Source organism: Deltaproteobacteria bacterium (assembly GCA_026388545.1).
GTDB lineage: Bacteria > Desulfobacterota > Syntrophia > Syntrophales > UBA2185 > JAPLJS01.
Window position 1 is genome coordinate 1 of sequence record JAPLJS010000008.1, and the last position, 23,466, is coordinate 23,466.

The window sequence follows — 23,466 nt, forward strand, 5'->3', positions numbered from 1 at the left end:
AATATCTGCACATCTAATCATTGAAAGAAGAACTTCCTCACTGATAAAAAGCTTTTATAACTCTTATGAATACTCAGTTGCTACAGCCTTTTATAGCTTCCCTATCCTTACTATTGCCGCCTTTTTCTTCCGGGTAAGCCGCCGTGATGGTCCTTTCTTTTTTATACCTGCCCTTGTTTCGTCATCCTCTTCTTTATCATATCTTCCTTCAGTATGGGGGTGTGGATCAGGCATTCCGGTTTTCACCTTGCTGATCAGCTCCTCGAATTCCTGGGAAGATATCGCAGTTCCCCCTCTGCGGCTGACAAAATCAACAATATCCCTGTCCGATGAGACAACAACGGTTTCTTCTGCCCGTTTTTGAACCATCCGCTTGATGACATCATCTGCCTTTTCGCCCTTCCGGGAATAAATAATATCAATACCTTCCTGTCGATCTCGCTCTTCATCGGCCGGGCCGCTTTCCCAGCCGTCGAAGACAATGGTTACCTTATGCCCCCTCTGTTTCTTATACAGCGATATACTGCGTATCAGAGCTTTTCGGCCTTCCTCGAGGCTGAATCTCTCATGCCGTCTCAGCGCATCGGATTGCCGTATCAGGTTATATCCATCAATAATAATGTGCATGCTGACCCATTAAAATTTTATTTATTTTACGGAAAGGCTTGAACTTCCTATCCTACGGGGAGGTCGGGTGTCTCGCCTGACATTATTTATTATCCATCTCGTCTGGGTTTTTTACTTGACCTCGGTGCTATGCTTCTGCTATTTTTCATTCGTTTTATATTATAAAGTTCTTTACAGGTCAATTCCTACCTTACTAATCTCCTGCGAGAGATTAGTAAGAGTATATGCTATTCCGAACTGGCGAAGATTTAAATGTTCATGAACCGTTTTGATATTTTTTGCACAATTCCATCGTAAAGCAGCCATTAAAATACAAGGAGGAACGATATGACAGAAAAAATCTATCAGCCGGGAGAATCTTATAATTATCAACTTCTTATCAAACATATCCTTGAGACGCCGCTGTTTTTTGCTCCTGATCAACAGATTGTGTACAGGGATAAAGTCCGTCTGACGTACAGAGCATTCAATGAACGGGTTCACAGACTGGCCAATGCGCTGAAATTGCTCGGGGTCAAGAAGGGCGACACGGTCTGTGTGTTTGATTATGACAGCCATCGTTATCTGGAATGCTTTTTTGCCGTTCCCATGATGGGTGCGGTACTGCATACCCAGAACTGGCGGTTATCTCCCGAGCAGATTCTTTATACCATGAATCATGCGGAAGACGATGTCGTTCTGATACATGCAGATTTTCTTCCGCTTCTCGAAGCCGTCCAGGATAAACTGACGACGGTGAAGAAGATTATCCTGATCACCGATGACGGTCAAAAACCTGAAACAAAAGTCAAGATTGATATGGAATATGAAGAGATGCTTCAGGGGGCTGCTCCTTCCTATGATTTTCCTGACCTGGATGAAAATACGAGAGCGACGACATTTTACACAACAGGAACGACAGGGCTTCCCAAGGGTGTCTCTTTCTCCCATAGACAGCTCGTTCTTCACACCATAAGTGGTATGCTCGGATTAAGTGCCTATGAATCGCCCGCCCGTTTTCGTTCGAATGATGTGTATATGCCGATCACCCCCATGTTCCATGTCCATGCCTGGGGAATCCCCTATGCCGCAACATTGCTGGGCGTCAAACAGGTCTATCCCGGAAGATACGAGCCTGAAATGCTCCTGAAACTGATTTTGACGGAGAAGGTCACTTTTTCACACTGTGTGCCGACGATTATCCATATGCTGGTAAGCAGTCCTGTGGTGAAGAAGCTTGATTTAACCAAATGGAAGGTGGTAATCGGAGGTTCACGGCTTCCCAAAGGGCTGGCCAAGGCAGCAACAGATTTAGGGATTCAGATTTTCTCCGGCTACGGGATGTCGGAAACCTGTCCGATCATTTCGCTTGCGAATCTAAAGCCCTATATGCACGACTGGAACCAGGATAAACAGATCGACAAACAGATAATGACGGGGCTTCCGGTGCCTCTTGTATATGCGAAGGTCGTGGATTCTTCGGGAAAAGAATTGCCTCGTAACGGCGAATCGACAGGTGAGCTTGTTCTGAGGGCGCCGTGGCTCACAGAGAACTATTTTAAAGACCCGGAAAGAACCAAGGATCTGTGGCAGGATGGATGGCTTCATACGGGGGATGTGGCCTGTATAGACCCGGCGGGTTACATTCAGATTACAGACAGAACCAAAGACGTCATTAAAACGGGAGGGGAATGGATATCCTCTCTGGAGCTCGAAAATCTCATCAGCCAGCATGAGGCCGTATCGGAAGCCGCGGCTATCGGTACTCCCGATGACAAATGGGGCGAGCGTCCTCTGCTGATTGTTGTTCTGAGGCCTGAATACAAAGACAAGGTCAGCGAGGAAGATTTGAAGAAGTTCATGACCAGGTTTTCCGAGGAGGGTAAAATCCCGAAGTACGGCGTGCCTGACCGCTATATGCTTGTCGACGCGATTCCCAAGACCAGCGTGGGCAAGATCAATAAAATTCAATTAAGAAAGCTCTACGGTTAGGAGGATGAGAAATGGATTTTGAATTGACCGATGAACTGAAGATGTTGAAGGAGATGGCATACAAATTTGCTCAGGCTGAGTTTTCCGGGTTTTCTCAGGAATGTGACAGAGAGGAAAAATATACACCCGATATCCGTAGAAAGGCTGCCGAAAACGGTCTTGTCGGAGCCTGGATTCCGGAAGAATACGGTGGCGCCGGGGCAGGTTTTTTGGGTAATGCCATTATCACGGAAGAACTTTCCAAAATAGACATGGGAATCGGATTGAATGTTGTTGCCGCCACGTTTGGTTGTGAATCGATATTACACTTCGGGACGGAAGAACAGAAAAAAACATATCTCCCTCCCGTCTGCACGGGGGAACAGGTCAGTGCGGGAGCATTTACGGAACCAAATGCCGGCACAGACGTGGCGGGATACAGGACGAAGGCTGTAAAAGACGGGGGTGACTATGTCATCAATGGAAACAAGATGTTCATAACCAACGGTACCGTCTGCAACTTTATGGTCGCCCAGTGCATTACCAACCCGGAGGAGAAGAAGCACAACAGTTTCAGCCTCATCGTGGTGCCCGCTGATGCATCGGGCATAACGAGAAATAAGATTCATGGGAAATTGGGAATCCGTTCCAGTGACACGGCAGAAATCGCCTTTGAGGATGTACGGGTTCCCCAGTCAAATTTGGTTGGCAAGGAAGGCAACGGCTTCCGCCAGTTGATGCACTTCTTTGATACAACGAGAGTGATGGTTGCCGGCCAGGCTCTCGGCCTGTCCGAAGCCTGTCTGGAGACAAGCATCAAGTACGTCAAGGAAAGAACGGCATTTGGGGCCCCTCTGGGCTCCTTCCAGTTGACCCAGATGAAACTCACCGAGATGGCAATTAAAATAGAGGCCTTACGAGGTCTTATTTACAAAGCGGCATGGCTGGTTGATCAGGGACGGCCGGACTATACTTTGGCAGCAATGGCAAAATACTTCGGTGGCCAGACAGCAGTATATTGTGCAAACTATGCCGTGGAACTTCACGGCGGGTATGGATACATCGACGAGTACAAGGTCCAGAAATGGTACCGTGATGCCAAGATCCTTGAACTTTATGAAGGGACAAAAGAAGCTGAAATTATGACCATTGGCAGAATGCTGCAGGCACGTTAACACTACGGAAAATCCCTCCTTCCCCCCCTTTGATCAAGGGGGGATGGGGGATTTTCAATTTAAAATGGAGATCAAGTACCTAAGATGGCCTTCATTGCCCCAATAGTCTGTTTATAGTTTCCGCTTCCGAAAACGGAAGCACCTGCAACGATGATGTCTGCCCCGGCTTCGGCAATAGATTTAATGTTATCAAGGGTCACACCGCCGTCAACTTCGATAGCAACGTTAGGTGCTGTGGAATTCACCATCTCCCGGGCCTTTCGTATCTTCGGTAAGGCACTGTTTATGAATTTCTGCCCGCCAAATCCGGGATTGACCGTCATGATAAGAAGGACATCGACATCGTTCAGAATGGGTTCAACCTGAACAAGGGGTGTTGCCGGATTGAGAGAAACGCCCGCCTTGATGCCCCTTTCCCTTATATGAGCAATTATCCTGTGGAGGTGACGTGCAGCCTCGACATGAACAGTAATTAGGTCACTCCCCGCATCAGCAAAGGCATCGATATACCGTTCCGGGTTTTCGATCATGAGGTGCACATCGAAAGGCAGTCTGGTGATCTTCCGGAGCGATTGTATCGGCCTTGGTCCGATGGTAATATTGGGAACGAAATGACCGTCCATGACATCGATGTGAATCCAGTCGGCGCCTGCCGCTTCGACGGCCAGGATTTCTTCACCTAACCTACTGAAGTCAGCAGAAAGGATTGATGGGGCAATTTTTTTCATGGCATGCCTTCTTCGTAATTATTTCTTCCCTATGAGAGAAAGAGGGATAACGAGCTTTGCATACACCATTGACACAGGCCTGTCAATAGTTACTGACAGAAAGACCCTTGACAGAACAGTCAGAAAAGCCCATGATTCCCGCCATATCTTTGTACCTGAACCGGTTAATGTAAAGCTCATTACTGTGGTGGTCGATGTACGTACTGTATAACATCCTGTTATTGATAGCTGCCCTGCTTGCTCTTCCCTATTACGCATTAAAAATGATATTGACGGGGAAGTACAGAAAGAGCCTCGGCCCGAAGTTCGGGCTTACCGGTCCCGAAATTTTTAAAGAGATGAAAGGTTCTCCCAGGATATGGATACATGCCGTATCTGTCGGCGAGGTGACCGCCGCCGCCCCTGTTGTTGCTTCCCTGAAGACACGCTTCCCTGAAGCCTGCATCATCCTCTCTACCGGCACGGAAACAGGCCAGGAAATGGCCCGCAGGATTATCACCGCCGCATCTTTTATCTATTACCCCCTTGATATCCCCTGGGTTGTCAGAAAGGTTATCCGTTCCGTAAAACCGGATATTTTTATCCTCACAGAGACCGAACTCTGGCCCAATTTCATCAGGACGTGCAGAGAGCAGGGAATACAGATTATAATGGTGAACGGACGCATCTCGCCCCGGTCTTATAAAAAATATGCCATGACGCGGTTCTTCTGGAAGGACATCTTGAATACGATCGGCGAAATGGGAGTGATTTCAGAAATCGATGCCGAGCGGCTGAAAGCCCTCGGAATGTTACCATCGAGAATTCATGTTATGGGGAATGCGAAATACGACAGTCTTGCAGCGAAGGCATCCCCGGAGATTCAGGAGGAGATCGCGCGAAGGCTGAATATGACGAAAGATGACAGGGTCATTGTGGCGGGAAGCACCCATGACGGTGAGGAAAAAATTGTCCTTACCGTTTACAGAAGCCTCCTTAAAACATACCCCGATTTCAAATTGATTATCATCCCCCGTCACCCTGAAAGAGGTCAGGCAGTCCTTGCCCTGGCGAGAGAGGCAGGGTTTAATGATTGTATAACAATGACCGAGATGAATGGTGGACGGTGCCGTACCGGTGAACCGGTCATCGTTGTTGACGTCATCGGCGAACTCTTCAAGCTATACAGTCTGGCCAGTATTGTCTTCTGCGGGGGGTCTCTTGTCCCAAAGGGCGGACAGAACATTCTCGAACCTGCCGCATGGGGCAAGGTTATCTTTTACGGACCCTTCATGGGAGACTTCAGGGATGAAAAGGAACTTTTAGAAAAGACCGGCGCCGGGATAACGATTGGAAGCGGCGAAGAATTGCTCGATGGCATCCTTACGCTTGTTTCTGACCCTGATTCCCTCGCTAAGAGAGGAGATGAGGGGCGCAAAATGGTGGTCAAGAATATGGGCGCCGCGGAAAGATACTCCGCGATGATCCAGTCACGCCTGATTCGTAACAATTCTCAGCACTAAATTGTTACCCCTCGGCCCGCTTCAGGTATTCATTCCACCTGGTGTCGACCCACCTCTGGAGCTGCCTCAATTGCTCGATGCTCATCTTTCTGAATCGTCCCTGTCTTTCCACATAATTGATGACCGGCAGTTTGTTCCCTTTTTCCGCCAGAGTCTTGCTTCTCCCGGTAAAGCGAAACTTTCCATCCTCGATCTCGAAGAGAACGACGACTCCCGTTTCCACGGCAAGCCTCCCGATACGCACCGTGTCCTTGGGTGCATAGCCCCATCCCGGCGGGCAGGGGACGGCAATCTGCATATACCGCGATCCCTTGATGCGTTTAGCCTTTACGAATTTATCATACAGATCAATGGGATAAGCCGGTGAGGTGGTAGTGAGGTAAGGCAGGTCATGGGCTTCCATGATTCGCAGCATATCCTTCTTGGGTTGCTGTTTGGTCAGCACCGGCGTGGTGGTCGTCAGCGCCCCCATGGGCGTGGCGCTGGAACGTTGGGTACCGGTATTCATATACCCTTCATTGTCGTAACAGACGTAGATGAAGTCCGTTCCTCTTTCGACTGCCCCGCTCAGGGCCTGGATGCCCATATCAAACGTTCCCCCGTCTCCGGCAATGGCCACGACCGTGATGTCCGTGCGGTTTAAGGCATTCAGGCCGGCGACAATACCCGACGCGGAGGCCGCCGTACTGGCGAACGTATTATTCAGAGCGGGAATGGTTACGGAAGTCGTCGGATACAGGCCATGGAGAACGGTCAGACAGCAGGCCGGAAAAGTCAGAATCGTATTTTCACGCAATGCTTTCAGGACATAGCGATACGCAAGGGACAGGCCGCAACCCTGGCAAGCCCTCTGCCCCGGGAGCATATACTCTTCAATATTGACCTTGAACAGATTCTCCGGCATACTTTCACTCCGTAAAACAATTTAACCATTTCGGTGCAGGTGTGGTCTCCCCTGAGGCGATGGCATCTCGTGATGACCGGACAGCCTCGGCGAGCTCTCTTGCCTTGACGTCCCGGCCCCCAAGGCCGACAATGTAGTTATGGATAGGCAGCCGGATGTCCGTCCCGTAAAAGGCTGCCTTGATTTCGGAACACAGCGCTCCCTCATATCCGTAACTGATTCCTTTTTCGAAGATGACAATAGCTTTCGTTTTCCCGAAAGCCTCTCGGACCTCTTCTTTCGGGAAAGGCCTGAAGACCCTTATTCCGACAACACCTGCCTTGATTCCCTCTGCTCTCAACATGTCCGCTGCGGTGGTAGCCTCGGTGGCCACTGAACCCATCCCCGCCATTATCACATCGGCATCATCCATCTTGTAGTGCCATACCATACCGCCATGATCTCTCCCGAAAATCCCGGCGAATGCACGGCCGGTGGAAACAATCACATCACGGGATTCGTCGAGCGCTTTCTGGAGCTTGTACCGCATTTCCATGTAACCATCGCACAAAACACCCTCTGCATTAGCCCGACGCCACGGGAAAAGGACAGGGTTGATATTCATGGGGTTCTCCGGTGACAGGATTGTGTGGGGCTTATAGGGGGGGAGAAAATCGGAGACGAGCTCGGCGTCGGGAATCTCCACGGGCATCATTGTATGGGACATGACGAATCCGTCGTAACAGATCATGACCGGCACATAAACGGACTCGGCGATCCGGTATCCCTGGATGATGGAGTCGATGATTTCCTGATTGTCCCGGCAGTATATCTGAATCCAGCCTGTATCGCGCTGTGATATGGAGTCCTGCTGGTCGTTGAAGATCGTCCAGGGTGCACCCACTCCCCGGTTGACACAGCACATCACGATGGGGAGCCTGGAGCCGGCAGCCCAGTGGAGCTGCTCATGCATGTAAAGGAGCCCCTGGGAGCTTGTGGAGGTAAAGACACGCGCCCCCACGGTGGATGCCGATATGCAGACAGTAAGCGCTGAGTGCTCGGATTCGACGCGTATATATTCAGCCTTGAGGTCTCCACTCTCGATAAACTGGGAAAGGATTTCCGTTACAGAGGTCTGCGGCGTTATGGGATAGGCGGCTACAACCTGAACATGGCTTAGTTTCGCCCCAAGGGCCGCAGCTTGATTGCCCGTCATGATCTGTACTTCAGCCATTTTTCTCCCCCTCGTTCACCATGGTGATCGCTTTCCCGGGGCACTCTTCTGCGCAAATACCGCACCCTTTGCAGTATTCCAGGTCGATTTCTAAAGGAATTGTTGCTTTGATTACTCCTTCCGGACAATAAAGCCAGCAGAGAAAACATGCGGCCTTTTTTTTGATGGACGGGATACACTTTGCAGGATCGTGAACCGGCCTCATGTCCCGCCAATCCCCTGTTTTGCCGGCTTCTCCAACGGCAGGTGTAGCCATGGCGGAAATATTATCGTCTTTTTTCTTCATGAATATCGTCCTCACTTGGAGGTTTTTATGAACTTATCCGCGAATAACTTCCCCCCTTTCGTAAAGGGGGATTCTACAGGAAATAATCATTTACGGGCAAGTCATTAGTAAAGTCTGCTCAAATGCGTCCCGCATGGCGGCAATATTGACAGCAGAAACCGTGCCGGATAATTTACCTTTGAGTCCTTTTTCCATGGCATCGAGGGAAACAAGGTTTGACGCCCTGGCAAAGGCCCCCAGCATCGGGGTGTTAACGATCGGTTTTCCCTCCCTTATCAGGCGTTGTTTCAGTGCAATAGCTCCGGCATCAACTGTGGCTATGCTGATTTTTGCGTCCAGGTGCAGTTCATCGGGTTTCAAGGGGGTATTAATGATGATCAGTCCCCCCTCTTTGAGCGTTCCCAGGATATTTACAACAGAAAGCAACGACATATCCAAAACGACGGAAATATCCGCACGTTCAATTTGCGAGACCATCCGGACAGGATCGGAAGATATCCTGGTTGAAGCCGTCAGTGGGGCGCCCCGCCTTTCCGGGCCGAAGGTCGGCGCCGAGGTGACACCCTTGAACCCCTGAAGGTAAGCCGCTTCTGCCAGAATCTGAGCGGCAACGACGACACCCTGACCACCCCTGCCATGCCATATCACTTCGTACATACAACGTGCCCTTTAAAAATTAAAAAAGGCCATGGATTTCTTACCCACGGCCTTTAGGATGATATCTATGTATTTTTTATCCTTTCCTAAAAACGACGGGCGCCGGGAGTTGCTCCGGCAAAAGAAGAGCGAGGATACGCAAGCGATCAGCACATAAATCATACAACTCTCTTCTCTTGGAAACACAGGTCATTTTCAGGAAACCCTCTGTAAAATTTCTGGAAACATAGAATAAATGATAGCAGATGTCAATAGGCAAATCGGGCAAATTATTCATCTGGATTTCTAAGGAATCCTTCACCCGAAAGAGTAGTTCCGGGTATTCTGAATTTTGCTTACCAGCGTTTCCATCTTTTCAATCAGTGGGCGAAGGGTTTCCTGATGCAACGCCGATACGGCAATGGCGCCAAATCTCCGGCAGAGGGTTTTAATGAGCGTTTTATCGGGGAGACGATCCTCCTTGTTAAAGACACGGATTGTCGGTTTACCGATAATGCCGAGGTCCTCCAGTATCTTTTCAACTGCCGCTATGTGGCTTTCAAAGATAGGATTGCTGATGTCAATCACATGGAGGAGGGCGTCAGCTTCCTGGAGTTCATCGAGGGTCGCCCGGAAGGCGGCAAAAAGATCACGGGGAAGATCCCTGATGAATCCCACCGTATCGGTGATGATAGCTTCCGTATCGCGGGGGAAGCGGAGCCGTGAGCTTTTCGGATCAAGTGTAGCAAAGAGACGGTCTTCCGTAAAAACGTTACTTTTCGTCAGCGTATTTAAGAGCGTCGATTTGCCGGCATTGGTATAGCCGACAATAGAGATGATGGGAAGTCCCATCCTTTCCCGCTTACCCCGGCGCTGTGCCCTTGCCTTTTCGATATCCTGAAGATCCCGTTCGAGGCGATGGATCCGGTCCCTGACACGGCGCCGGTTGATCTCAAGCTTTGTCTCTCCTGGCCCCCTTCCCCCAATGCCTCCTGTGAGCCTCGACATGGCCGTGTTTTTTGTCGCCAGCCGGGGAAGGAGATACTTCAACTGGGCAAGTTCTACCTGGAGCTTTCCCTCCCTGCTGTGCGCACGCCGGGCGAAAATATCGAGAATGACCTGGGTGCGGTCGATAACCTTCATCTCCGTAAAATCGGTAATCGATCGAATCTGTGCCGGTGTCATTTCATGGTCGAAGATGAGGAGATTGGCGCCGATCTGCAAGGCCCTGATGACAAGCTCTGATATCTTCCCTCTGCCGAGGATGAATCGGGGGTCAAGCTGCTCCCGATACTGAATGACGGTGTCGAAGACCTCAACCCCGCAGGACCGGGCAAGTTCCTTAAGCTCATCGAGGGAGGCCTGACTGTCGGAAAGGGGATTCGTTTCCACGCGGATGAGAATGGCACGGTCGCTCGAGTCTACTTTCCGGGTCTTCTGCTTCTTTGCAAATTCGCTCTCAAGGGCCTGGATAAAGGCAGTAAAATTGAGGTGCATCTCTGACGGCCGGCTTGCCTCCATGAGAGACCAGTATTCCCCGTCCGGGTTTTCCGGTATCAGGTGGGCCGTGTGGGCATACCCGGGAAGGCCGTCCTCTCCCGCCTCAACGGCGCAGACAAGATCGAGGCGCAACAGCGCCAGGTCGGTCAGGTCGTCGGCGGTGAGTCCCTCGTTATTCAAATGGGTATGGATTAAACGCAGACCCTTGAAACGGGTGGAAGAAGAGCGGAACCCATCGAGGCTGGGGATCATGATTTCCCTGTGCGAACCGGCGATCACATAGGCAATCTCGCCTCTGCGGCTGATCAGGACGCCGACCTGCCGGTTAATTTCCCGGGAAAGAGCGGTGAGCGATCTCGCCAGGTCGTGGGGAATGATGAGTTCCGTGGGAATCCTCCGACGGTAGAGCAGACTTAACCTCCTGATCTGCTCCGCCCCGAGACCTGTCAGGTTGCCGTAGACTTTATCGATTGCCTGACCCCTTGCTTTCAGCCGTGCGTGCCGCCATTCTCCTGGCCAGGCGTTCTTCATACCTTTCCCGGCTGTGGAAACTGGTGCGCCCTATCACCTTTTTGGGATTCGCTACTCCGCACTCCGGACAGGGAAGACCTTCATGATCCTCACCGACCTTCATAACGCGTTCAAAGATATGCTTGCAGGCGCTGCATTCAAATTCATAGAGTGGCATGGAACGTTCCTTTTTCACATTTATGGTGGAAAACTAACATACCTATACATACGGGTCAAGGGGGATTTTGGGCATGAAAAGCCCCGGAGGGATAATCCCCCCGGGGCTCTTTGTGGTGTTGGTTTTTAATAACGACCGGATTAGAAGACAAGCGATAGCTTATGCGTCACGATATAGTCGTTTTCAACCGTGTTTGTTGAAACGGTGCCCTTGAAGGCATCGCCTGCCCAGAGGTACCCGAAACCGATCATGTATTCGAGGTTGTCATAGATCTTGTAAGATGCGGTAAGATCGGCCTCGTAACCGAGGTTTTTGCTGACTAACTCTGTGGTGGTCAGATTTTCATTGAGTTTTGCAGCGGTGACACTGAACTTTACATCCAGTTTGGGTATCGGCTTAATGCCGGCGAAGAGCTGGCCGCCTAAGATGTTGTTTCTATTGTTACCAACGGTTACATAATTACCCACTGCGCCATACCACTTGCCCAGATCGTAGTTCATCAGAATCAGGCAGGGGCTATAGTCGGAACCGGTTGTAAGCACGCCTTCATTCTTGTCGGCTGTGGTTGGATCATCACCCGATGCATAGAACGCCTGAGCGCCTACGTACGCCGGTGCAAGATCAACATTGGCCATGATATAGCCGCGCCATGCATCTGCATCCACATCCTGTGTAGCAGCTGTGGTGCCTTCATTCATGAAAGCTTTAGTTTTACCCATGATGTACCCTAATTCCGCCTCGACATAGACGGGACCGAACTTTCCCTTCATGTACGGTACGAAGGCATAGGCTTTCGTCTTATATCCGACGCCGACGGCTGTATTATCGGCAGTGGCTGAACCCAGTAAATACTGGATAAGCAAACCGGCGCTCCCCCCGGTGAAATTGTACATACCGGCTACAGAATACTTCTCATAATCGTGCTCTGACGCGTACCCTGGTGTCCCATATTGATTCGCGACAGATCCTTTCTGTCCTTCAACCTTATCCAAGAGGGCAAGGAAGACCATCGGACCGGTAGCCAATGTGTATTTGATCCTTCCGCCGTTGTCGATCTCGCCGCTGTCGCCGAATGCGGTACCAAACCGTGACTGCGTCTGGTAACCGATATCAAATTGACCGACGACGGTCTTAAAGGTCACAAAAGCGTTCTCGAACTTGATATTCTCCGAAGTGACATCAGGGGTTGCTGAATATCCTGCCGCGGCGCCCCATGTCTTTTCCAGGGCATCGAACCGGGTTGTGAATGACAGGCCTTCCGCTACCTGAAAGGTTGTTCCAATCCTCGCCCGCTGATAAATACTGGACACGCTTCCGTATGTAGGATCTGCCAGCTTGCGGTTGTTGTCATACGTACCCTGTACCCAAAACGAACCGCTGAACTTAGCATCCGCCGCTGCTGCGGGGAACGTAAAGGCCATGATCAGCGCGAGCGATAGTAAAACTATCCAAAACTTTCTCATTTTTTCCTCCTGTTTTATGGTTTTTTTATTGATCTTTCCGGGCATGTTTGTGAAAAGATCACCTTTTTCCCAACCTTACTTTTTTTTGGCCTTCGGGATTCACCGAGGCCTTCTTCCATTGATCCCCTCCTTCACCCCCTTTCATTAAGGAACCGTCGGGCGAGACGCCCGACCTGCCAAGCGGCAGGACAGGCGTCCCGCCTGTCTAATTTGGCGGAACGCTAGCACCGCCAAAATTCATTGTCAAGTTTTTTTCAAAAAGCCGTATGACTCTCCACGGGAGCATGTTTCACAATGGCCCCCTTTCGCGTATTTTAAGAGCAACAACCGTACCAGTAATGAAATTCAGAAGTTCCATGGAGGCAGCGATAACTGTAACATAGTAAATATAAAGAATAAAGTGTCAAATAAATATTGTCGGCAGAGAAAAAGCGAAGACACCTGTGATAGCTTCAATGATCCCCACCGAACATCATCGCGAGGAGCGATTGATCCGAAGCCATGAGGAAAAACCATGGTGGGATGTGGTAATCTTTTTATTTATCAATTACTTATAGGTACTTATAGGATTTCTCACTCCGGTCGAAATGACAAAGGGGAGGTGTTTCAAAGCGCTCACCGATAACTATCAGAGGTGTGTTAAAAAGAACACACTTAAACATGATGTCTTGATTTTTTACAACGAACCACAATGAAGTCAGGCGGGACGCCCGACCTGCCAAGCCGTAAATTCAGCGGTTCACTACACCCGCGCACCGCAGGACAGGCGTTTCGCCTGTCTATTTGGAGAAATAATCTTTCAGCATGTCCATGTCCGTTTTTATAGTTCTCCCCTGCGTTGTAAGATAATTGCCGATCATCAGGCCGTTTGCACCGGCGAGCATGATCCAGGATTGATAATCCTTGAGCGTCACTTCTCTTCCGCCGCAGATAAGGATATCTTTATCAGGATTGATAAATCTGAAGAGGGCGATGCACTTCAGCGCCTCCAGAGGCGTAAGCAGCGGCCTCTTCTCCATCTTTGTACCGGCAATGGGATTGAGAAAGTTGATCGGTATCCCGTCCACATCCAGTTCCTTGATGGTGAAGGCCATTTCCACCCGCTGTTCCCAGGTTTCACCAAGGCCCAAAATGCCCCCTGAACAGACCTTCATCCCCGATAATTTGGCAAGTTGAACCGTTTTGACATCCTCATCATAGTCATGGGTGGTGCATACCTGATCAAAAAAACTCCGGGCGGTCTCCAGGTTATGGTGATAAACGGAAATCCCGCCCTCTTTCAGCCTGCGCGCCCTGGATTCCGTGAGCATCCCCAGGGAGGCGCAGACCGTAAGATCCGTCTGCCCGGTGATGGCCGCCGCACTACTGCAGATAGTGTCGATTTCCCTATCCGTAAGCATATAACCGCTGGTAACCATTGAATACCTCGTGGCTCCGGTTTTATCCAGGTGAAGCGCATTTTTTACAATCTCTTCTTCCTTCAATAAGTCATAGGTTTTGATCCCGGTCCTATGGTGGGATGATTGGGCACAGAAGGCGCAGTCTTCAGAGCAAAAACCCGATTTGGCATTGATGATGGAACACAGGACCATTTTGTTTTTCTCATATGCTTTCTTGATTGTATGGGCACAGAATAGTAAATCAATGGTATCATTATCGGGAAGACGGGCAAGCTCACAGCCATCTTCGTAGGAAATCGAATCCCTGCCGCGTATAATTTTCTCAGTCATCTCAATTATCTTCTTGTTAAACATACCTTTCCCCTAATCCCTGATCCCTTTCTTTTTTCTGCCCCATATCAGAGAGAAAAATATAAGTCAACCATAATTATAATTTGGGTTGACAAATAATCGGGAGGATGCTATGAGCGACGCGATGTCCACAAAGCAGCAATTACTCATTCATTTAAAAGGAGGTAAGGGAACCTGGGTCTCAGGCGAGGCCCTGGCACACAAAATGGCCATTTCCCGGTCTGCCATATGGAAACATATTCGCACCTTGAAGGAAGATGGTTATGTAATTGAATCATCACGGAAAAAGGGGTATCTCCTACGGCAGGCTTCCGATTTTCTTCTTGCAGATGAAATTCTGGAAGGGCTGAACACCAACGTCTTCGGCAAGAGCGGTATCGTTTATTTCGGGGAAACAGACTCAACGAATGTCAAGGCAAAGTTTCTAGCGAGCGATGGCGCTCCTGAAGGAACATTGATTGTCGCGGAGAAGCAGACACGGGGAAGGGGGAGAAGAGGAAGAAGTTGGTTTTCACCCCCCGGCGAGGGGATCTATACCTCCATTATTTTAAGGCCGCCAATATCCCCGAATGAGGCGCCCAAACTGACCTTGATGGCATCGGTTGCGGTGGCTGAAACCCTGCTTTCCATGACGTCGTTAAACGTCAACATTAAATGGCCCAATGACATACTTGTCAACGGCAGGAAGATTGCGGGCATTCTGACGGAAATCAGCACAGAAATGGACAGAATCGATTACGTGGTCGTCGGTGTCGGCCTGAATGTAAACACACCGCATGAAAATCTTCCCCCCGATATCAGAAACACAGCGACTTCTGTTCTTATGGAAACAGGCAAACCCTTCCCCAGGATTGTCCTCCTTCGTGCATATCTGGAGTGGCTTGAAATATATTATGAAACATTCATGACCAAAGGCTTTGATCCTGTTATGAAGCGATGGAAGCATCTTTCTGATATTATTGGACGGCGCATACGTGTTGATCTGATCGACCGTGTGCGCATCGGAGAGGTTATGGATGCAGATAAAGACGGTTTCCTGATCCTCAGAGACGACGAGGGGACGCTTGAGAGGATAATTTCCGGCGATGTCACTTTTTTTGGAGGTGAGGTTTAAATTATATGACCGAAGAGCGTAATAGAGAACTGGAAAGTGATGATAAAAAGTATGTCTGGCATCCCTTTACCCAGATGCGGGGTTATGAAAAGGAAAAACCGCTGATCATCGAAGAAGGGGAAGGATGTATCTTAAAGGACATTGAGGGTAACCGCTATATAGACGGCGTGTCTTCACTCTGGACAAATGTTCACGGGCACAGGAAGGAGAAACTTGACCATGCCGTTAAGGAACAACTGGACAAAATCGCCCATTCCACCCTGCTCGGGCTTTCCAATATCCCTGCGATCAGATTAGCGAAAAAGCTAATCGAAATCGCCCCGACAGGCTTAACGAAGGTTTTTTACTCCGATAATGGCTCTACGGCCAACGAAATTGCCCTGAAGATGGCCTTCCAGTACCATCAGCAGGCGCCGAAAGGAAACCCGAACAAGAAGAAATTTATCCGCCTGTCCAACGCCTATCACGGAGACACCATAGGCTCCGTGAGTATCGGGGGGATCGACCTCTTCCATTCCATGTATAAAGACCTGCTCTTCCCCTCTTTCTTGGTGGAAGCGCCCTACTGTTACCGCTGTGTCTTGGGAAAAACTTATCCTTCCTGCGAGCTTGCGTGCCTGACGCAGATGAAAGAGATGATGAAGGATCATAACCGGGAGATTGCTGCTCTGGTAATAGAGCCCTTGGTTCAGGGAGCGGGTGGAATCCTGATCCAGCCCCCGGGATATTTGAAAAAAGTGAGAGAACTCTGCACCCGTTACGATATTTTCATGATCGCCGATGAAGTGGCGGTCGGTTTCGGCAAGACGGGGAAGATGTTCGCCTGTGAACACGAGAGCGTAGTTCCGGATATCATGGCACTGGCCAAGGGGATAACAGGAGGCTATCTGCCGCTCGCGGCAACGCTTGTGACGGAGGAGATCTATGAAGGGTTCCTGGGGGAATACGAAGAGTTTAAAACCTTCTTCCACGGACACACCTTTACGGGAAACCCACTGGTCTGTGCGCTCGCCATCGCGAATCTTGAGGTATTCGAAGAGGAACGCACCATTGATACTCTCCAGGAGAAAATTGCACATCTTACAAAAAAACTGGACCCGTTTACCTATCTGGATCATGTCGGCGAGGTGCGCCGGTGCGGATTCATGGTGGGCATAGAAGTCGTTGAAAACAGAGAAACAAAACAACTCTTCCCCCCGGAGAAGAGGACCGGACATAGAGTCATCATGGAGGCGAGGAAGAGAGGGGTGATTATCCGTCCTTTAGGTGACGTTATTGTCCTCATGCCTCCTCTCAGCATTTCGCACAAGGAAATCGATCAGCTCTGCGATGCTGTCTACGAGTCAATCCTGGTCGTAACTGAATGAGGGGAAAAAGATTCTTCTCCGAAGTTGATAGCAACTTTAGGATTCAAGGGGTCGAGGATTCGAGTGTTATGATTAGAAATTACAATTATTTAAATGATGCTCAAAGTACTTATATAATCATTGGGAAACAAACACTTGATCCCTTGAATCCTCGAATCCTTTTTACAACTTAATGTGAGAATTTCCAAAAAATAATGACCGGTGAATTCAGAAGTACAATTAGAGAAACGGACAAGAATACCTGGGAGGGTGTCTTCCATTTCCATCCTGACGACGGTATTTACCGGGAACATTTTCCCGGTTATCCTGTCGTCCCCGGAAGCCTGATTGTCCACGCGTTCCTGAAGGCGGCAGAAGAGGCCGGCTTTTCGGGAGAGTGCCTCACAATGGAAAATTTCAGATTCAGAGAGTTTCTTATACCCGGTCATTATCCATTTCGCATCGAGCGTAAGGAAGGCCTGTTGAACTGTTGTATTCAACGGGGGGGCAGGAAGCTGGTTACAGGAGTCTTGAAAAGATGAATTTCACATTTTCCGGGAATCGTGCCCTGATTCTGGGGGGCACCTGTGAGCTTGCTCTTGCTCTGGCGGGCGCCATGATCGAGGCCTCCCTTTTTCCGATCCTGACATACAGGGACGATAGAGGACTGATTCGCATCAGAAAAACACTTCAGCCCTTTGAAGGGAGATATGAGACGTATTACCTGAACTTCGATGACCGTGATTCGCTGGATTCACTCTTCTCTTATATTGGTGACAATCTTGATTTTCTGGTGGATTTTGCCCAGGGAAATTACGAAAGTCTTATTGCGTCGGCAGATGGAGATTGTGTTTACCTTTATTTTACGGAAAACATCTCCTTTCGCGCGGAGGCTTTGAAAATGGCGGGAAGGACCATGCTGAAGAAAAGAAAAGGACGGATCGTTTTCATTTCTTCTTCAGCGGCTCAAAGACCCAACCCCGGTCAGGGATTCTATGCCGCTGCCAAACTGGCATCGGAGGCCCTCTATCGGAATATGGGGCTGGAGCTGGGTGAACGCGGCGTGACAACGGTAATCCTGCGACCAGGGTATATCGATGCGGGAAGGGGAAGCATTTATCTTCACGGAAAGGGCGGGAAAACCCTTGAGACGGTGCCGATAAAGAGGGCTATAACACGGGAAGAGATTGCTCAAACCATTCTTTTCCTTCTTTCCGACAGCGCCGCAGGCATCAATGCCACGGAGATTTCGATGGATGGCGGTCTGACATCCGGAAAATAAGAAAGCGGGGGCAGATACTATTTTCCAACGGAGGTTGCATGGATACTTTTGCTGAAATAAAGAAAATACTGGTGGAACTCCTTGATCTTGAAGACAGGGAAATTTCGCCGGAGACTTATCTGATACAGGAATTGGGCGCCGAATCCATCGATCTTTTAGAGCTGGCAGTAACCATAAACAGCCGATTTAAAATCACCGTGAAGGATGATGAAGTTTTTCTGACTCGATTCAGGCTTTATTTAACCGAGGCCGAGCAGCAAGGGAAGGATATTGCCCCCTATGTTGCGAAGAAATATCCCTTCCTCACTCATGACAGGATAGCCGAAATAATCGCACATATCGATGAGGGTCCTCAATTGAAAATCAAAGACCTGATCAGTTACATAGCTTACCGGTTGCGGGGCATATAAAACCGTGGTCACGACACCTCTGGATACATTGATTAACGGAAGAAGAAGTATAAGGAGATATAAACAGTATCTCCCTCCGGAGGAGTGGATCAAAGAGATGATCATGGCGGCGATGAGAGCGCCTTCCCCAACAAACAGCCAGCCGGTACGGTTCATCCGCATCCTTTCCCCCGAGGTGAAGGACCATCTCCATCAGGCCATGGTGCGCGGCAGGGAGCGTTTATTGGAGGCTGTTAAAGAGAACAGCAGTTCAAAAAGATTGAAAAACTGGGTCAATGCCTACTCACGGTTTTCGGAATTCATGTTCACTGCCCCCGTCCTTTTTGCTGTGGGAACAACACTGACATTCGTCAGTCTCTCAGAAAGACTCTTCCGTGCCGGCATGACGGAACAGGGGCATAAAAAACACCGGGATGTGGATATTGCCGTAGGTCTGGCTCTGAAGGGCTATCTTCTGAAAGGAGAAGAGCTTGGCCTTGGTTCCTGTATCCTCAGCGCCCCGCTCATCTTCATTGAGGAACCGGAAAAGATTCTCTCCCTAGAAAAGATAGAAATCAAATGCTTTGTTACAACGGGCTATCCCGATGAGGAACCGGATTATATCAAGCGAAAAGAGTTCAGTGAAATCTACAGGGAAGTATAAATGAAGCGAAGGGTTGTCATCACCTCCATGGGGGTTCTCTCATCTCTCGGCGTTAACCATTGTGAGATTATAAAAAGCCTCAAAGAGAAAAAAGTAAATTTCGAAAGGCCCGTCTTTGACTCCGAAGTCGTCACCTCTCCCATCAGGAACTTCAATGCCCGTGATTATACGGGACGCTTTAAGGATGGCCGCTATTGTAACCGGGGCGCCCAATTTGCCGTTGCTTCTGCGATGGCGGCGATAAAGAATTCAGGGTATCAAAAAGAGGATCTTGCAGGAGCAGGACTCTTCGTCGGCACAGGTCCAAACCTCAATATCGGCGGCGAATTCCCGGAGATCCGGGGGGGCAAAATCGATCGGGAAGACCTTCAGGCATTGTGGATTCTGAAATTTCTGCCCAATACAGCAGCTTCTATCATCGCAAAGCTGTCAGAGATCCACGGAGAGAACCTCACGGTATCCACCGCCTGTTCGGCATCCTTACAAGCAATCGGAGAGGCCTTTCGCAAAATAAAGGACGGCTATCTTGATTTTGCATTTGCCGGGGGCGGCGATTCCCGCCTCAGCCCCGGGGGGATTCTGGCCTATAAAAAAGCGGGCGCCCTTTATGCCGGCAACAGTGATCCCGATACGGCAAGCAGACCCTTTGATTGCAGCCGGAGCGGTTTCGTACCCGGGGAGGGGGGCGCTTTTTTTCTTCTGGAAGAATTGGAAAAGGCGAAAACGCGTGGAGCGAAAATATACGGTGAAATCAGTGGTTACGCGAGTTCCATGGATGCTTATAACATGACCGCCCCGGACAGAGACGGGAAATGGGGAAAATTCGTTGTGCTCTCGGCATTACGGGAGGCGGGAATCTCACCCCAGCAGATCGACGTGATTTCCACACACGGGACGGGAACCCTTCTCAACGATGAGAGGGAAATGAATCTCATAGCCGAGCTCTACAGAGGGTGTCAGCCCCGCGTAATTGCATTGAAGTCCTGGATCGGCCATACCGCTTCCGCATGCGGGGCATTGGAACTCGCCCTCTCTCTCGTTTGTATGCAGGAGGAGTATCTGCCTGAGATCAGAAACCTGAAGGAGCCCTGCCATAGGGAAATCAACTTTGTTCGGGATGGAGGGGCCTTTTCATTCGGCACGTGCATCATTGAGAATTTCGGGTTTGGCGGGCAGAACAGCGCATTGATAGTAAAACGGACCAACGAACTTTTTTAATGCAGGACTTTAGTCCTGCAGATGAAGGCAGACCTGAAGGTTTGCGCTACATTTTCCCCCTTTTGTAAAGGGGGATACAGGGGGATTTTAGCCCCCCTTTTCCAAAGGGGGGAGATATTAATCTATTTTTTCGTAATAAACAGTATGGATGCAGAAATTGTAATTAATACAGAACTAAATGGTTTTATAATGCTTGACAGGGTGCTGGAAGTCGGCACTTCCCACATTGTGGGCACCCGATCCTTTTCAGATGCCCCTGTCTATTCGGGTCTGGAATCGCTTGCCCAGCTCGGTGCTTACCATGTCCGCTATCTTACCGGTTTTTCCAGGCATGTCTTTCTCATAAAAATCGCCCACTGCTCTCTCCCCTCGAAATGTATCCCTGAAGGGGAATATCTGTTATCCGGGACACTTCTCAGCCGGAGCGACTCTTCTTTTTCCTGCCGGTTGAAGGCCGAAAAGGAGGGGAAACCTGTAATGGAGGGGGAATTTCTTTTTACCGCGGTCGATTACGATCATAATTTCAAAAAGGGAAAATTACGTCGACACTACGTAAAGGTATTTTCATGTTTGCAGAAAGATTCAAAAATCGGCTGCTGATTCAGCAGCAATCCGGCCTCCACCGCAACCCGCCGGAGGTAACGATAAGGGAAGGGAAATTCCTCCTCATCGGCAACAGGAAAGTCGTGAATTTCGCTTCCAACGACTATCTAGGGCTCAGCGTTTCCGAGGAACTGCGTCAGAGAACGGCCCGAAATTTTCAGAAGTATGGAACGTCGTCTTCTTCATCGCGTTTAGTATCCGGTAATTATTCAGTAATAAACGAGGCTGAAAAAGCATACGCATCGTATTTCGGTTATCGCGATGCCCTGTTCTTCCCGAGCGGCTACCAGGCTAATCTGGGAATCCTTTCCACATTTCTTGAACGGGGAGATACCGTTATTTTTGACAAGCACATCCACGCAAGCGCTGTAAAAGGAATGACCATGAGCGGGGCAGATTTTTTCGGGTACAACCATAATTCCATGTCCCACCTTGAAAGAAGATTGGAAACTTACAAAAGCCGGCATGTTGCCGTTTTGACAGAGTCGATCTTTAGCATGGATGGAGATATTCTGGATGTCCCCGGTTTACAGATATTAAAAGAGCGTTACGGCTTTTTGACAATCGTTGATGAGGCCCACGCGTTCGGAGCCGCCGGTTTAGAAGGGCGCGGCATCGCCGGTCCCGTGGCGGATATTGCCGTTGGAACCTTCGGTAAGGCCTTTGGCTTTTTTGGCGCCTTCGTTCTTCTTCCCGAGGGATTTAAGGAATACCTCTTTAACTTTTCTTCTCCACTTATATATACCACAACCCTTCCGGAAGCGCACGCCGCCACAGCAATAGACATTCTGGAGATTATCGAGCGAAGTGAAGACAAGAGAAAACACCTAAGAGAAATCAGTCAATTTATGAAGGAAGGTTTGCGTCGCGAGGGGTTTCGGGTTTCCGGTGATGCACATATCCTGGCCATGGAGATCGGGGATGAGGCCAAAGCGGTGCAACTATCCCGGAAGCTCCTCGAAGAGAATATCTTCGTCCTGCCGGCCCGTTATCCAACGGTTCCCCTGCACCGTTCCATACTGAGAATTAGCATCACAGCGCTGTTTGAAGAAGAAGACGTTACCCTGTTTATTGATCGTGTAAAGGAAGTCTATGGAACGCTCGAGTAAAAAAATGCAAAATCTGTTTGTTGTGGGAACTGATACAGGGGTGGGAAAGACGGTACTCTCCCTTCTCCTGATGCAATTCTTTTTTGCAAAGGGATATGCCCCTTTTTATCTTAAGCCGTTACAGACCGGATGTAAGGATCCAAATGATATCGATAGTGATGCAAAATTCATTTACCGGCATATCGGGCGTTTAAAGGGAAAAGAACCGGCTGATTCAGTAATTTACTGCTTTAAAAATCCGAAGGCCCCCCTCTTTGCCGCCCGTGATGAAGGAAAATTAATTGACATATCGGTAATAGAAAGCATCGTATCTCAAAAGGCCAATGATCACTCTCCCCTTATTATCGAGGCCGCAGGCGGTGTCCTTGTCCCTGTTGTCGGGAATATATCAGTGATTGACTTGATAACGTTAACGAAAGGAACTCCGGTAATTGCCGCACGGGCGGGATTAGGGACAATTAACCACACACTTCTTACGATTGAAGCCCTGGATAAGAGAGGGCTTAAGCCTTTGGGAATCGTTTTTATGGATGCCGGAGAAAGGGAGACGCCGCCTGAGATGATAAGTGAAAACAAATTTGCCATCGAAGAGTATTCCGGCGTAAAAGTAGCCGGAGTCATCGGGAGAATTCATGATTTTTCCCAACTGTTGCCTGATTGCTATTATCCTTTAGCAAGGATGTTTGGCGGATCGTGATTATTCTTGAACACCTTTTTCTATCGTTCGTTTATTAATATTTCTTGACATTACTTAATCAATGATGTACCTCACAAATCATAAATATGACCGATAGTCATATAATGACCCTTGGTCATCATGAAGAACCGGTTTATAATTAGCCTCTCTATCATATTCCTTACGGCATGGAAAGATGACTTGTCTAAGATGTAATTCCATGGTAAATAGCGGCACAGTTTACTCAGGCATAAAATATTTAGATAATCTTAATATTATTTATAAATCTTTTAATATTGATATGTCAGGGTTGCCTGTTGTAAGTTCCCAAAGCAAGAAAAAAAATCATGAGCGCCAACATTCCCATACAGGAAAAAATCAAGAACCACGAAGAAAATGATAGATTGTTGTTATTACTAGAGTTTTTTGGAAGACAGAGCGAGATATTTGATTCGATGCTAATATGAAAGATACTAAAAACGGGAGGTTATTCATAAGATCATGGGAGATGCAGAAAAGGTTGAAGTGAAGGAAGTTTATCCTGTTCCTGACTGGGTACGTAAACAGGCCTACATCAAGAGCAGGGATGAGTACGAAGGACTCTGGAAGCGCAGCATTGAAGATCCTGACGGGTTCTGGTCG

General features: G+C 49.1%; 25 protein-coding genes. 15 read left to right on the forward strand and 10 right to left on the reverse strand.

Annotated elements, in window-relative coordinates:
* Window positions 1-90: 90 nt before the first annotated feature.
* On the reverse strand, window positions 91-627 hold the full coding sequence (locus NTW12_00340) for an NYN domain-containing protein (protein MCX5844803.1): 537 nt from the start codon (window positions 625-627) through the stop codon (window positions 91-93).
* A gap of 327 nt (window positions 628-954) precedes the next feature.
* On the opposite strand from NTW12_00340, the gene NTW12_00345 reads away from it, so the two are divergent.
* The gene (locus tag NTW12_00345; protein ID MCX5844804.1) at window positions 955-2,598 is read left to right on the forward strand and encodes a fatty acid--CoA ligase; all 1,644 of its coding nucleotides are present in this window, start codon (window positions 955-957) and stop codon (window positions 2,596-2,598) included.
* 11 nt (window positions 2,599-2,609) lie between these two features.
* Window positions 2,610-3,752: an acyl-CoA dehydrogenase family protein gene (locus NTW12_00350; protein MCX5844805.1), complete on the forward strand. Its 1,143-nt coding sequence runs from the start codon at window positions 2,610-2,612 to the stop codon at window positions 3,750-3,752.
* Window positions 3,753-3,823: 71 nt separating this feature from the next.
* Here the strand turns inward: NTW12_00350 and rpe are convergent, their stop codons facing one another.
* Window positions 3,824-4,480: a ribulose-phosphate 3-epimerase gene (gene rpe, locus NTW12_00355; protein ID MCX5844806.1), complete on the reverse strand. Its 657-nt coding sequence runs from the start codon at window positions 4,478-4,480 to the stop codon at window positions 3,824-3,826.
* On the opposite strand from rpe, the gene NTW12_00360 reads away from it, so the two are divergent.
* The gene (locus NTW12_00360; GenBank protein MCX5844807.1) at window positions 4,479-4,691 is read left to right on the forward strand and encodes a hypothetical protein; all 213 of its coding nucleotides are present in this window, start codon (window positions 4,479-4,481) and stop codon (window positions 4,689-4,691) included. The genes rpe and NTW12_00360 overlap by 2 nt on opposite strands.
* Window positions 4,675-5,982, forward strand: coding sequence for a 3-deoxy-D-manno-octulosonic acid transferase (locus NTW12_00365; protein MCX5844808.1), 1,308 nt, complete (start codon window positions 4,675-4,677; stop codon window positions 5,980-5,982). The genes NTW12_00360 and NTW12_00365 overlap by 17 nt, the downstream gene beginning before the upstream one ends.
* 4 nt (window positions 5,983-5,986) lie before the next feature.
* Here NTW12_00365 and NTW12_00370 read toward each other — a convergent pair whose 3' ends face one another.
* The 8 genes from NTW12_00370 to bioB form a co-directional block, all read right to left on the reverse strand.
* Window positions 5,987-6,886: a thiamine pyrophosphate-dependent enzyme gene (locus NTW12_00370; protein MCX5844809.1), complete on the reverse strand. Its 900-nt coding sequence runs from the start codon at window positions 6,884-6,886 to the stop codon at window positions 5,987-5,989.
* A gap of 4 nt (window positions 6,887-6,890) precedes the next feature.
* Window positions 6,891-8,099 carry a pyruvate ferredoxin oxidoreductase gene (locus NTW12_00375; GenBank protein MCX5844810.1) on the reverse strand — a complete coding sequence of 403 codons (1,209 nt, stop codon included), beginning with the start codon at window positions 8,097-8,099 and terminating at the stop codon, window positions 6,891-6,893.
* Window positions 8,092-8,385 (reverse strand): 4Fe-4S binding protein, encoded by a 294-nt coding sequence (locus NTW12_00380; GenBank protein MCX5844811.1) that lies wholly within the window; start codon window positions 8,383-8,385, stop codon window positions 8,092-8,094. Before NTW12_00380 ends, NTW12_00375 begins: the two co-directional genes overlap by 8 nt.
* 90 nt (window positions 8,386-8,475) lie before the next feature.
* Complete coding sequence (locus tag NTW12_00385; protein ID MCX5844812.1) at window positions 8,476-9,042, reverse strand: 2-oxoacid:acceptor oxidoreductase family protein; 567 nt, start codon at window positions 9,040-9,042, stop codon at window positions 8,476-8,478.
* 297 nt (window positions 9,043-9,339) lie between these two features.
* Window positions 9,340-11,052 carry a GTPase HflX gene (hflX, locus tag NTW12_00390; protein MCX5844813.1) on the reverse strand — a complete coding sequence of 571 codons (1,713 nt, stop codon included), beginning with the start codon at window positions 11,050-11,052 and terminating at the stop codon, window positions 9,340-9,342.
* Window positions 10,985-11,209 (reverse strand): zinc ribbon domain-containing protein, encoded by a 225-nt coding sequence (locus tag NTW12_00395; GenBank protein MCX5844814.1) that lies wholly within the window; start codon window positions 11,207-11,209, stop codon window positions 10,985-10,987. The genes hflX and NTW12_00395 overlap by 68 nt, the downstream gene beginning before the upstream one ends.
* A 140-nt stretch (window positions 11,210-11,349) precedes the next feature.
* Window positions 11,350-12,672, reverse strand: coding sequence for a hypothetical protein (locus NTW12_00400; protein MCX5844815.1), 1,323 nt, complete (start codon window positions 12,670-12,672; stop codon window positions 11,350-11,352).
* Window positions 12,673-13,451: 779 nt separating this feature from the next.
* Window positions 13,452-14,426, reverse strand: coding sequence for a biotin synthase BioB (gene bioB, locus NTW12_00405; protein MCX5844816.1), 975 nt, complete (start codon window positions 14,424-14,426; stop codon window positions 13,452-13,454).
* Window positions 14,427-14,535: 109 nt separating this feature from the next.
* Here bioB and NTW12_00410 point away from each other — a divergent pair, with 109 nt between their 5' ends.
* From NTW12_00410 to NTW12_00460, 11 genes are all read left to right on the forward strand, one after another.
* A complete protein-coding gene (locus NTW12_00410) occupies window positions 14,536-15,537 on the forward strand; it encodes a biotin--[acetyl-CoA-carboxylase] ligase (GenBank protein ID MCX5844817.1) in 1,002 nt (333 codons plus the stop codon).
* Window positions 15,538-15,542: 5 nt separating this feature from the next.
* Entirely contained in the window at window positions 15,543-16,904 is a 1,362-nt protein-coding gene (bioA, locus tag NTW12_00415) for an adenosylmethionine--8-amino-7-oxononanoate transaminase (protein ID MCX5844818.1), read from the forward strand.
* A gap of 194 nt (window positions 16,905-17,098) precedes the next feature.
* The gene (locus NTW12_00420) at window positions 17,099-17,425 is read left to right on the forward strand and encodes a hydroxymyristoyl-ACP dehydratase (protein MCX5844819.1); all 327 of its coding nucleotides are present in this window, start codon (window positions 17,099-17,101) and stop codon (window positions 17,423-17,425) included.
* Window positions 17,422-18,165, forward strand: coding sequence for an SDR family NAD(P)-dependent oxidoreductase (locus tag NTW12_00425; protein MCX5844820.1), 744 nt, complete (start codon window positions 17,422-17,424; stop codon window positions 18,163-18,165). Before NTW12_00420 ends, NTW12_00425 begins: the two co-directional genes overlap by 4 nt.
* Window positions 18,166-18,203: 38 nt before the next feature.
* A complete protein-coding gene (locus NTW12_00430) occupies window positions 18,204-18,575 on the forward strand; it encodes a phosphopantetheine-binding protein (GenBank protein MCX5844821.1) in 372 nt (123 codons plus the stop codon).
* Between the two features lie 4 nt (window positions 18,576-18,579).
* Window positions 18,580-19,218, forward strand: coding sequence for a nitroreductase family protein (locus tag NTW12_00435; protein ID MCX5844822.1), 639 nt, complete (start codon window positions 18,580-18,582; stop codon window positions 19,216-19,218).
* Window positions 19,219-20,436 (forward strand): beta-ketoacyl-[acyl-carrier-protein] synthase family protein, encoded by a 1,218-nt coding sequence (locus tag NTW12_00440; GenBank protein MCX5844823.1) that lies wholly within the window; start codon window positions 19,219-19,221, stop codon window positions 20,434-20,436.
* Between the two features lie 144 nt (window positions 20,437-20,580).
* Window positions 20,581-21,036 carry a hypothetical protein gene (locus NTW12_00445; GenBank protein ID MCX5844824.1) on the forward strand — a complete coding sequence of 152 codons (456 nt, stop codon included), beginning with the start codon at window positions 20,581-20,583 and terminating at the stop codon, window positions 21,034-21,036.
* Window positions 21,003-22,148, forward strand: a complete 1,146-nt coding sequence (locus NTW12_00450; GenBank protein MCX5844825.1) for a pyridoxal phosphate-dependent aminotransferase family protein — start codon at window positions 21,003-21,005, stop codon at window positions 22,146-22,148. The genes NTW12_00445 and NTW12_00450 overlap by 34 nt, the downstream gene beginning before the upstream one ends.
* A 4-nt stretch (window positions 22,149-22,152) precedes the next feature.
* The gene (bioD, locus tag NTW12_00455) at window positions 22,153-22,845 is read left to right on the forward strand and encodes a dethiobiotin synthase (protein ID MCX5844826.1); all 693 of its coding nucleotides are present in this window, start codon (window positions 22,153-22,155) and stop codon (window positions 22,843-22,845) included.
* Between the two features lie 199 nt (window positions 22,846-23,044).
* Entirely contained in the window at window positions 23,045-23,224 is a 180-nt protein-coding gene (locus NTW12_00460; protein MCX5844827.1) for a hypothetical protein, read from the forward strand.
* Window positions 23,225-23,466: the final 242 nt, after the last annotated feature.

What these genes read in the sequence shown, in the direction of transcription:
- rpe (MCX5844806.1), bottom strand. Translation starts at nt 4,480, where the DNA reads ATGAAAAAAATTGCCCCATCAATCCTTTCTGCTGACTTCAGTAGGTTA.
- NTW12_00380 (MCX5844811.1), bottom strand. Translation starts at nt 8,385, where the DNA reads ATGAAGAAAAAAGACGATAATATTTCCGCCATGGCTACACCTGCCGTT.
- NTW12_00445 (MCX5844824.1), top strand. Translation starts at nt 20,581, where the DNA reads ATGGATGCAGAAATTGTAATTAATACAGAACTAAATGGTTTTATAATG.
- hflX (MCX5844813.1), bottom strand. Translation starts at nt 11,052, where the DNA reads ATGAAGAACGCCTGGCCAGGAGAATGGCGGCACGCACGGCTGAAAGCA.
- NTW12_00350 (MCX5844805.1), top strand. Translation starts at nt 2,610, where the DNA reads ATGGATTTTGAATTGACCGATGAACTGAAGATGTTGAAGGAGATGGCA.
- bioD (MCX5844826.1), top strand. Translation starts at nt 22,153, where the DNA reads ATGCAAAATCTGTTTGTTGTGGGAACTGATACAGGGGTGGGAAAGACG.
- NTW12_00340 (MCX5844803.1), bottom strand. Translation starts at nt 627, where the DNA reads ATGCACATTATTATTGATGGATATAACCTGATACGGCAATCCGATGCG.
- NTW12_00440 (MCX5844823.1), top strand. Translation starts at nt 19,219, where the DNA reads ATGAAGCGAAGGGTTGTCATCACCTCCATGGGGGTTCTCTCATCTCTC.
- NTW12_00345 (MCX5844804.1), top strand. Translation starts at nt 955, where the DNA reads ATGACAGAAAAAATCTATCAGCCGGGAGAATCTTATAATTATCAACTT.
- NTW12_00425 (MCX5844820.1), top strand. Translation starts at nt 17,422, where the DNA reads ATGAATTTCACATTTTCCGGGAATCGTGCCCTGATTCTGGGGGGCACC.
- NTW12_00460 (MCX5844827.1), top strand. Translation starts at nt 23,045, where the DNA reads ATGGTAAATAGCGGCACAGTTTACTCAGGCATAAAATATTTAGATAAT.
- NTW12_00410 (MCX5844817.1), top strand. Translation starts at nt 14,536, where the DNA reads ATGAGCGACGCGATGTCCACAAAGCAGCAATTACTCATTCATTTAAAA.
- NTW12_00375 (MCX5844810.1), bottom strand. Translation starts at nt 8,099, where the DNA reads ATGGCTGAAGTACAGATCATGACGGGCAATCAAGCTGCGGCCCTTGGG.
- NTW12_00370 (MCX5844809.1), bottom strand. Translation starts at nt 6,886, where the DNA reads ATGCCGGAGAATCTGTTCAAGGTCAATATTGAAGAGTATATGCTCCCG.
- NTW12_00400 (MCX5844815.1), bottom strand. Translation starts at nt 12,672, where the DNA reads ATGAGAAAGTTTTGGATAGTTTTACTATCGCTCGCGCTGATCATGGCC.
- NTW12_00360 (MCX5844807.1), top strand. Translation starts at nt 4,479, where the DNA reads ATGGCATGCCTTCTTCGTAATTATTTCTTCCCTATGAGAGAAAGAGGG.
- bioA (MCX5844818.1), top strand. Translation starts at nt 15,543, where the DNA reads ATGACCGAAGAGCGTAATAGAGAACTGGAAAGTGATGATAAAAAGTAT.
- bioB (MCX5844816.1), bottom strand. Translation starts at nt 14,426, where the DNA reads ATGTTTAACAAGAAGATAATTGAGATGACTGAGAAAATTATACGCGGC.
- NTW12_00420 (MCX5844819.1), top strand. Translation starts at nt 17,099, where the DNA reads ATGACCGGTGAATTCAGAAGTACAATTAGAGAAACGGACAAGAATACC.
- NTW12_00395 (MCX5844814.1), bottom strand. Translation starts at nt 11,209, where the DNA reads ATGCCACTCTATGAATTTGAATGCAGCGCCTGCAAGCATATCTTTGAA.
- NTW12_00450 (MCX5844825.1), top strand. Translation starts at nt 21,003, where the DNA reads ATGTTTGCAGAAAGATTCAAAAATCGGCTGCTGATTCAGCAGCAATCC.
- NTW12_00365 (MCX5844808.1), top strand. Translation starts at nt 4,675, where the DNA reads ATGTACGTACTGTATAACATCCTGTTATTGATAGCTGCCCTGCTTGCT.
- NTW12_00430 (MCX5844821.1), top strand. Translation starts at nt 18,204, where the DNA reads ATGGATACTTTTGCTGAAATAAAGAAAATACTGGTGGAACTCCTTGAT.
- NTW12_00385 (MCX5844812.1), bottom strand. Translation starts at nt 9,042, where the DNA reads ATGTACGAAGTGATATGGCATGGCAGGGGTGGTCAGGGTGTCGTCGTT.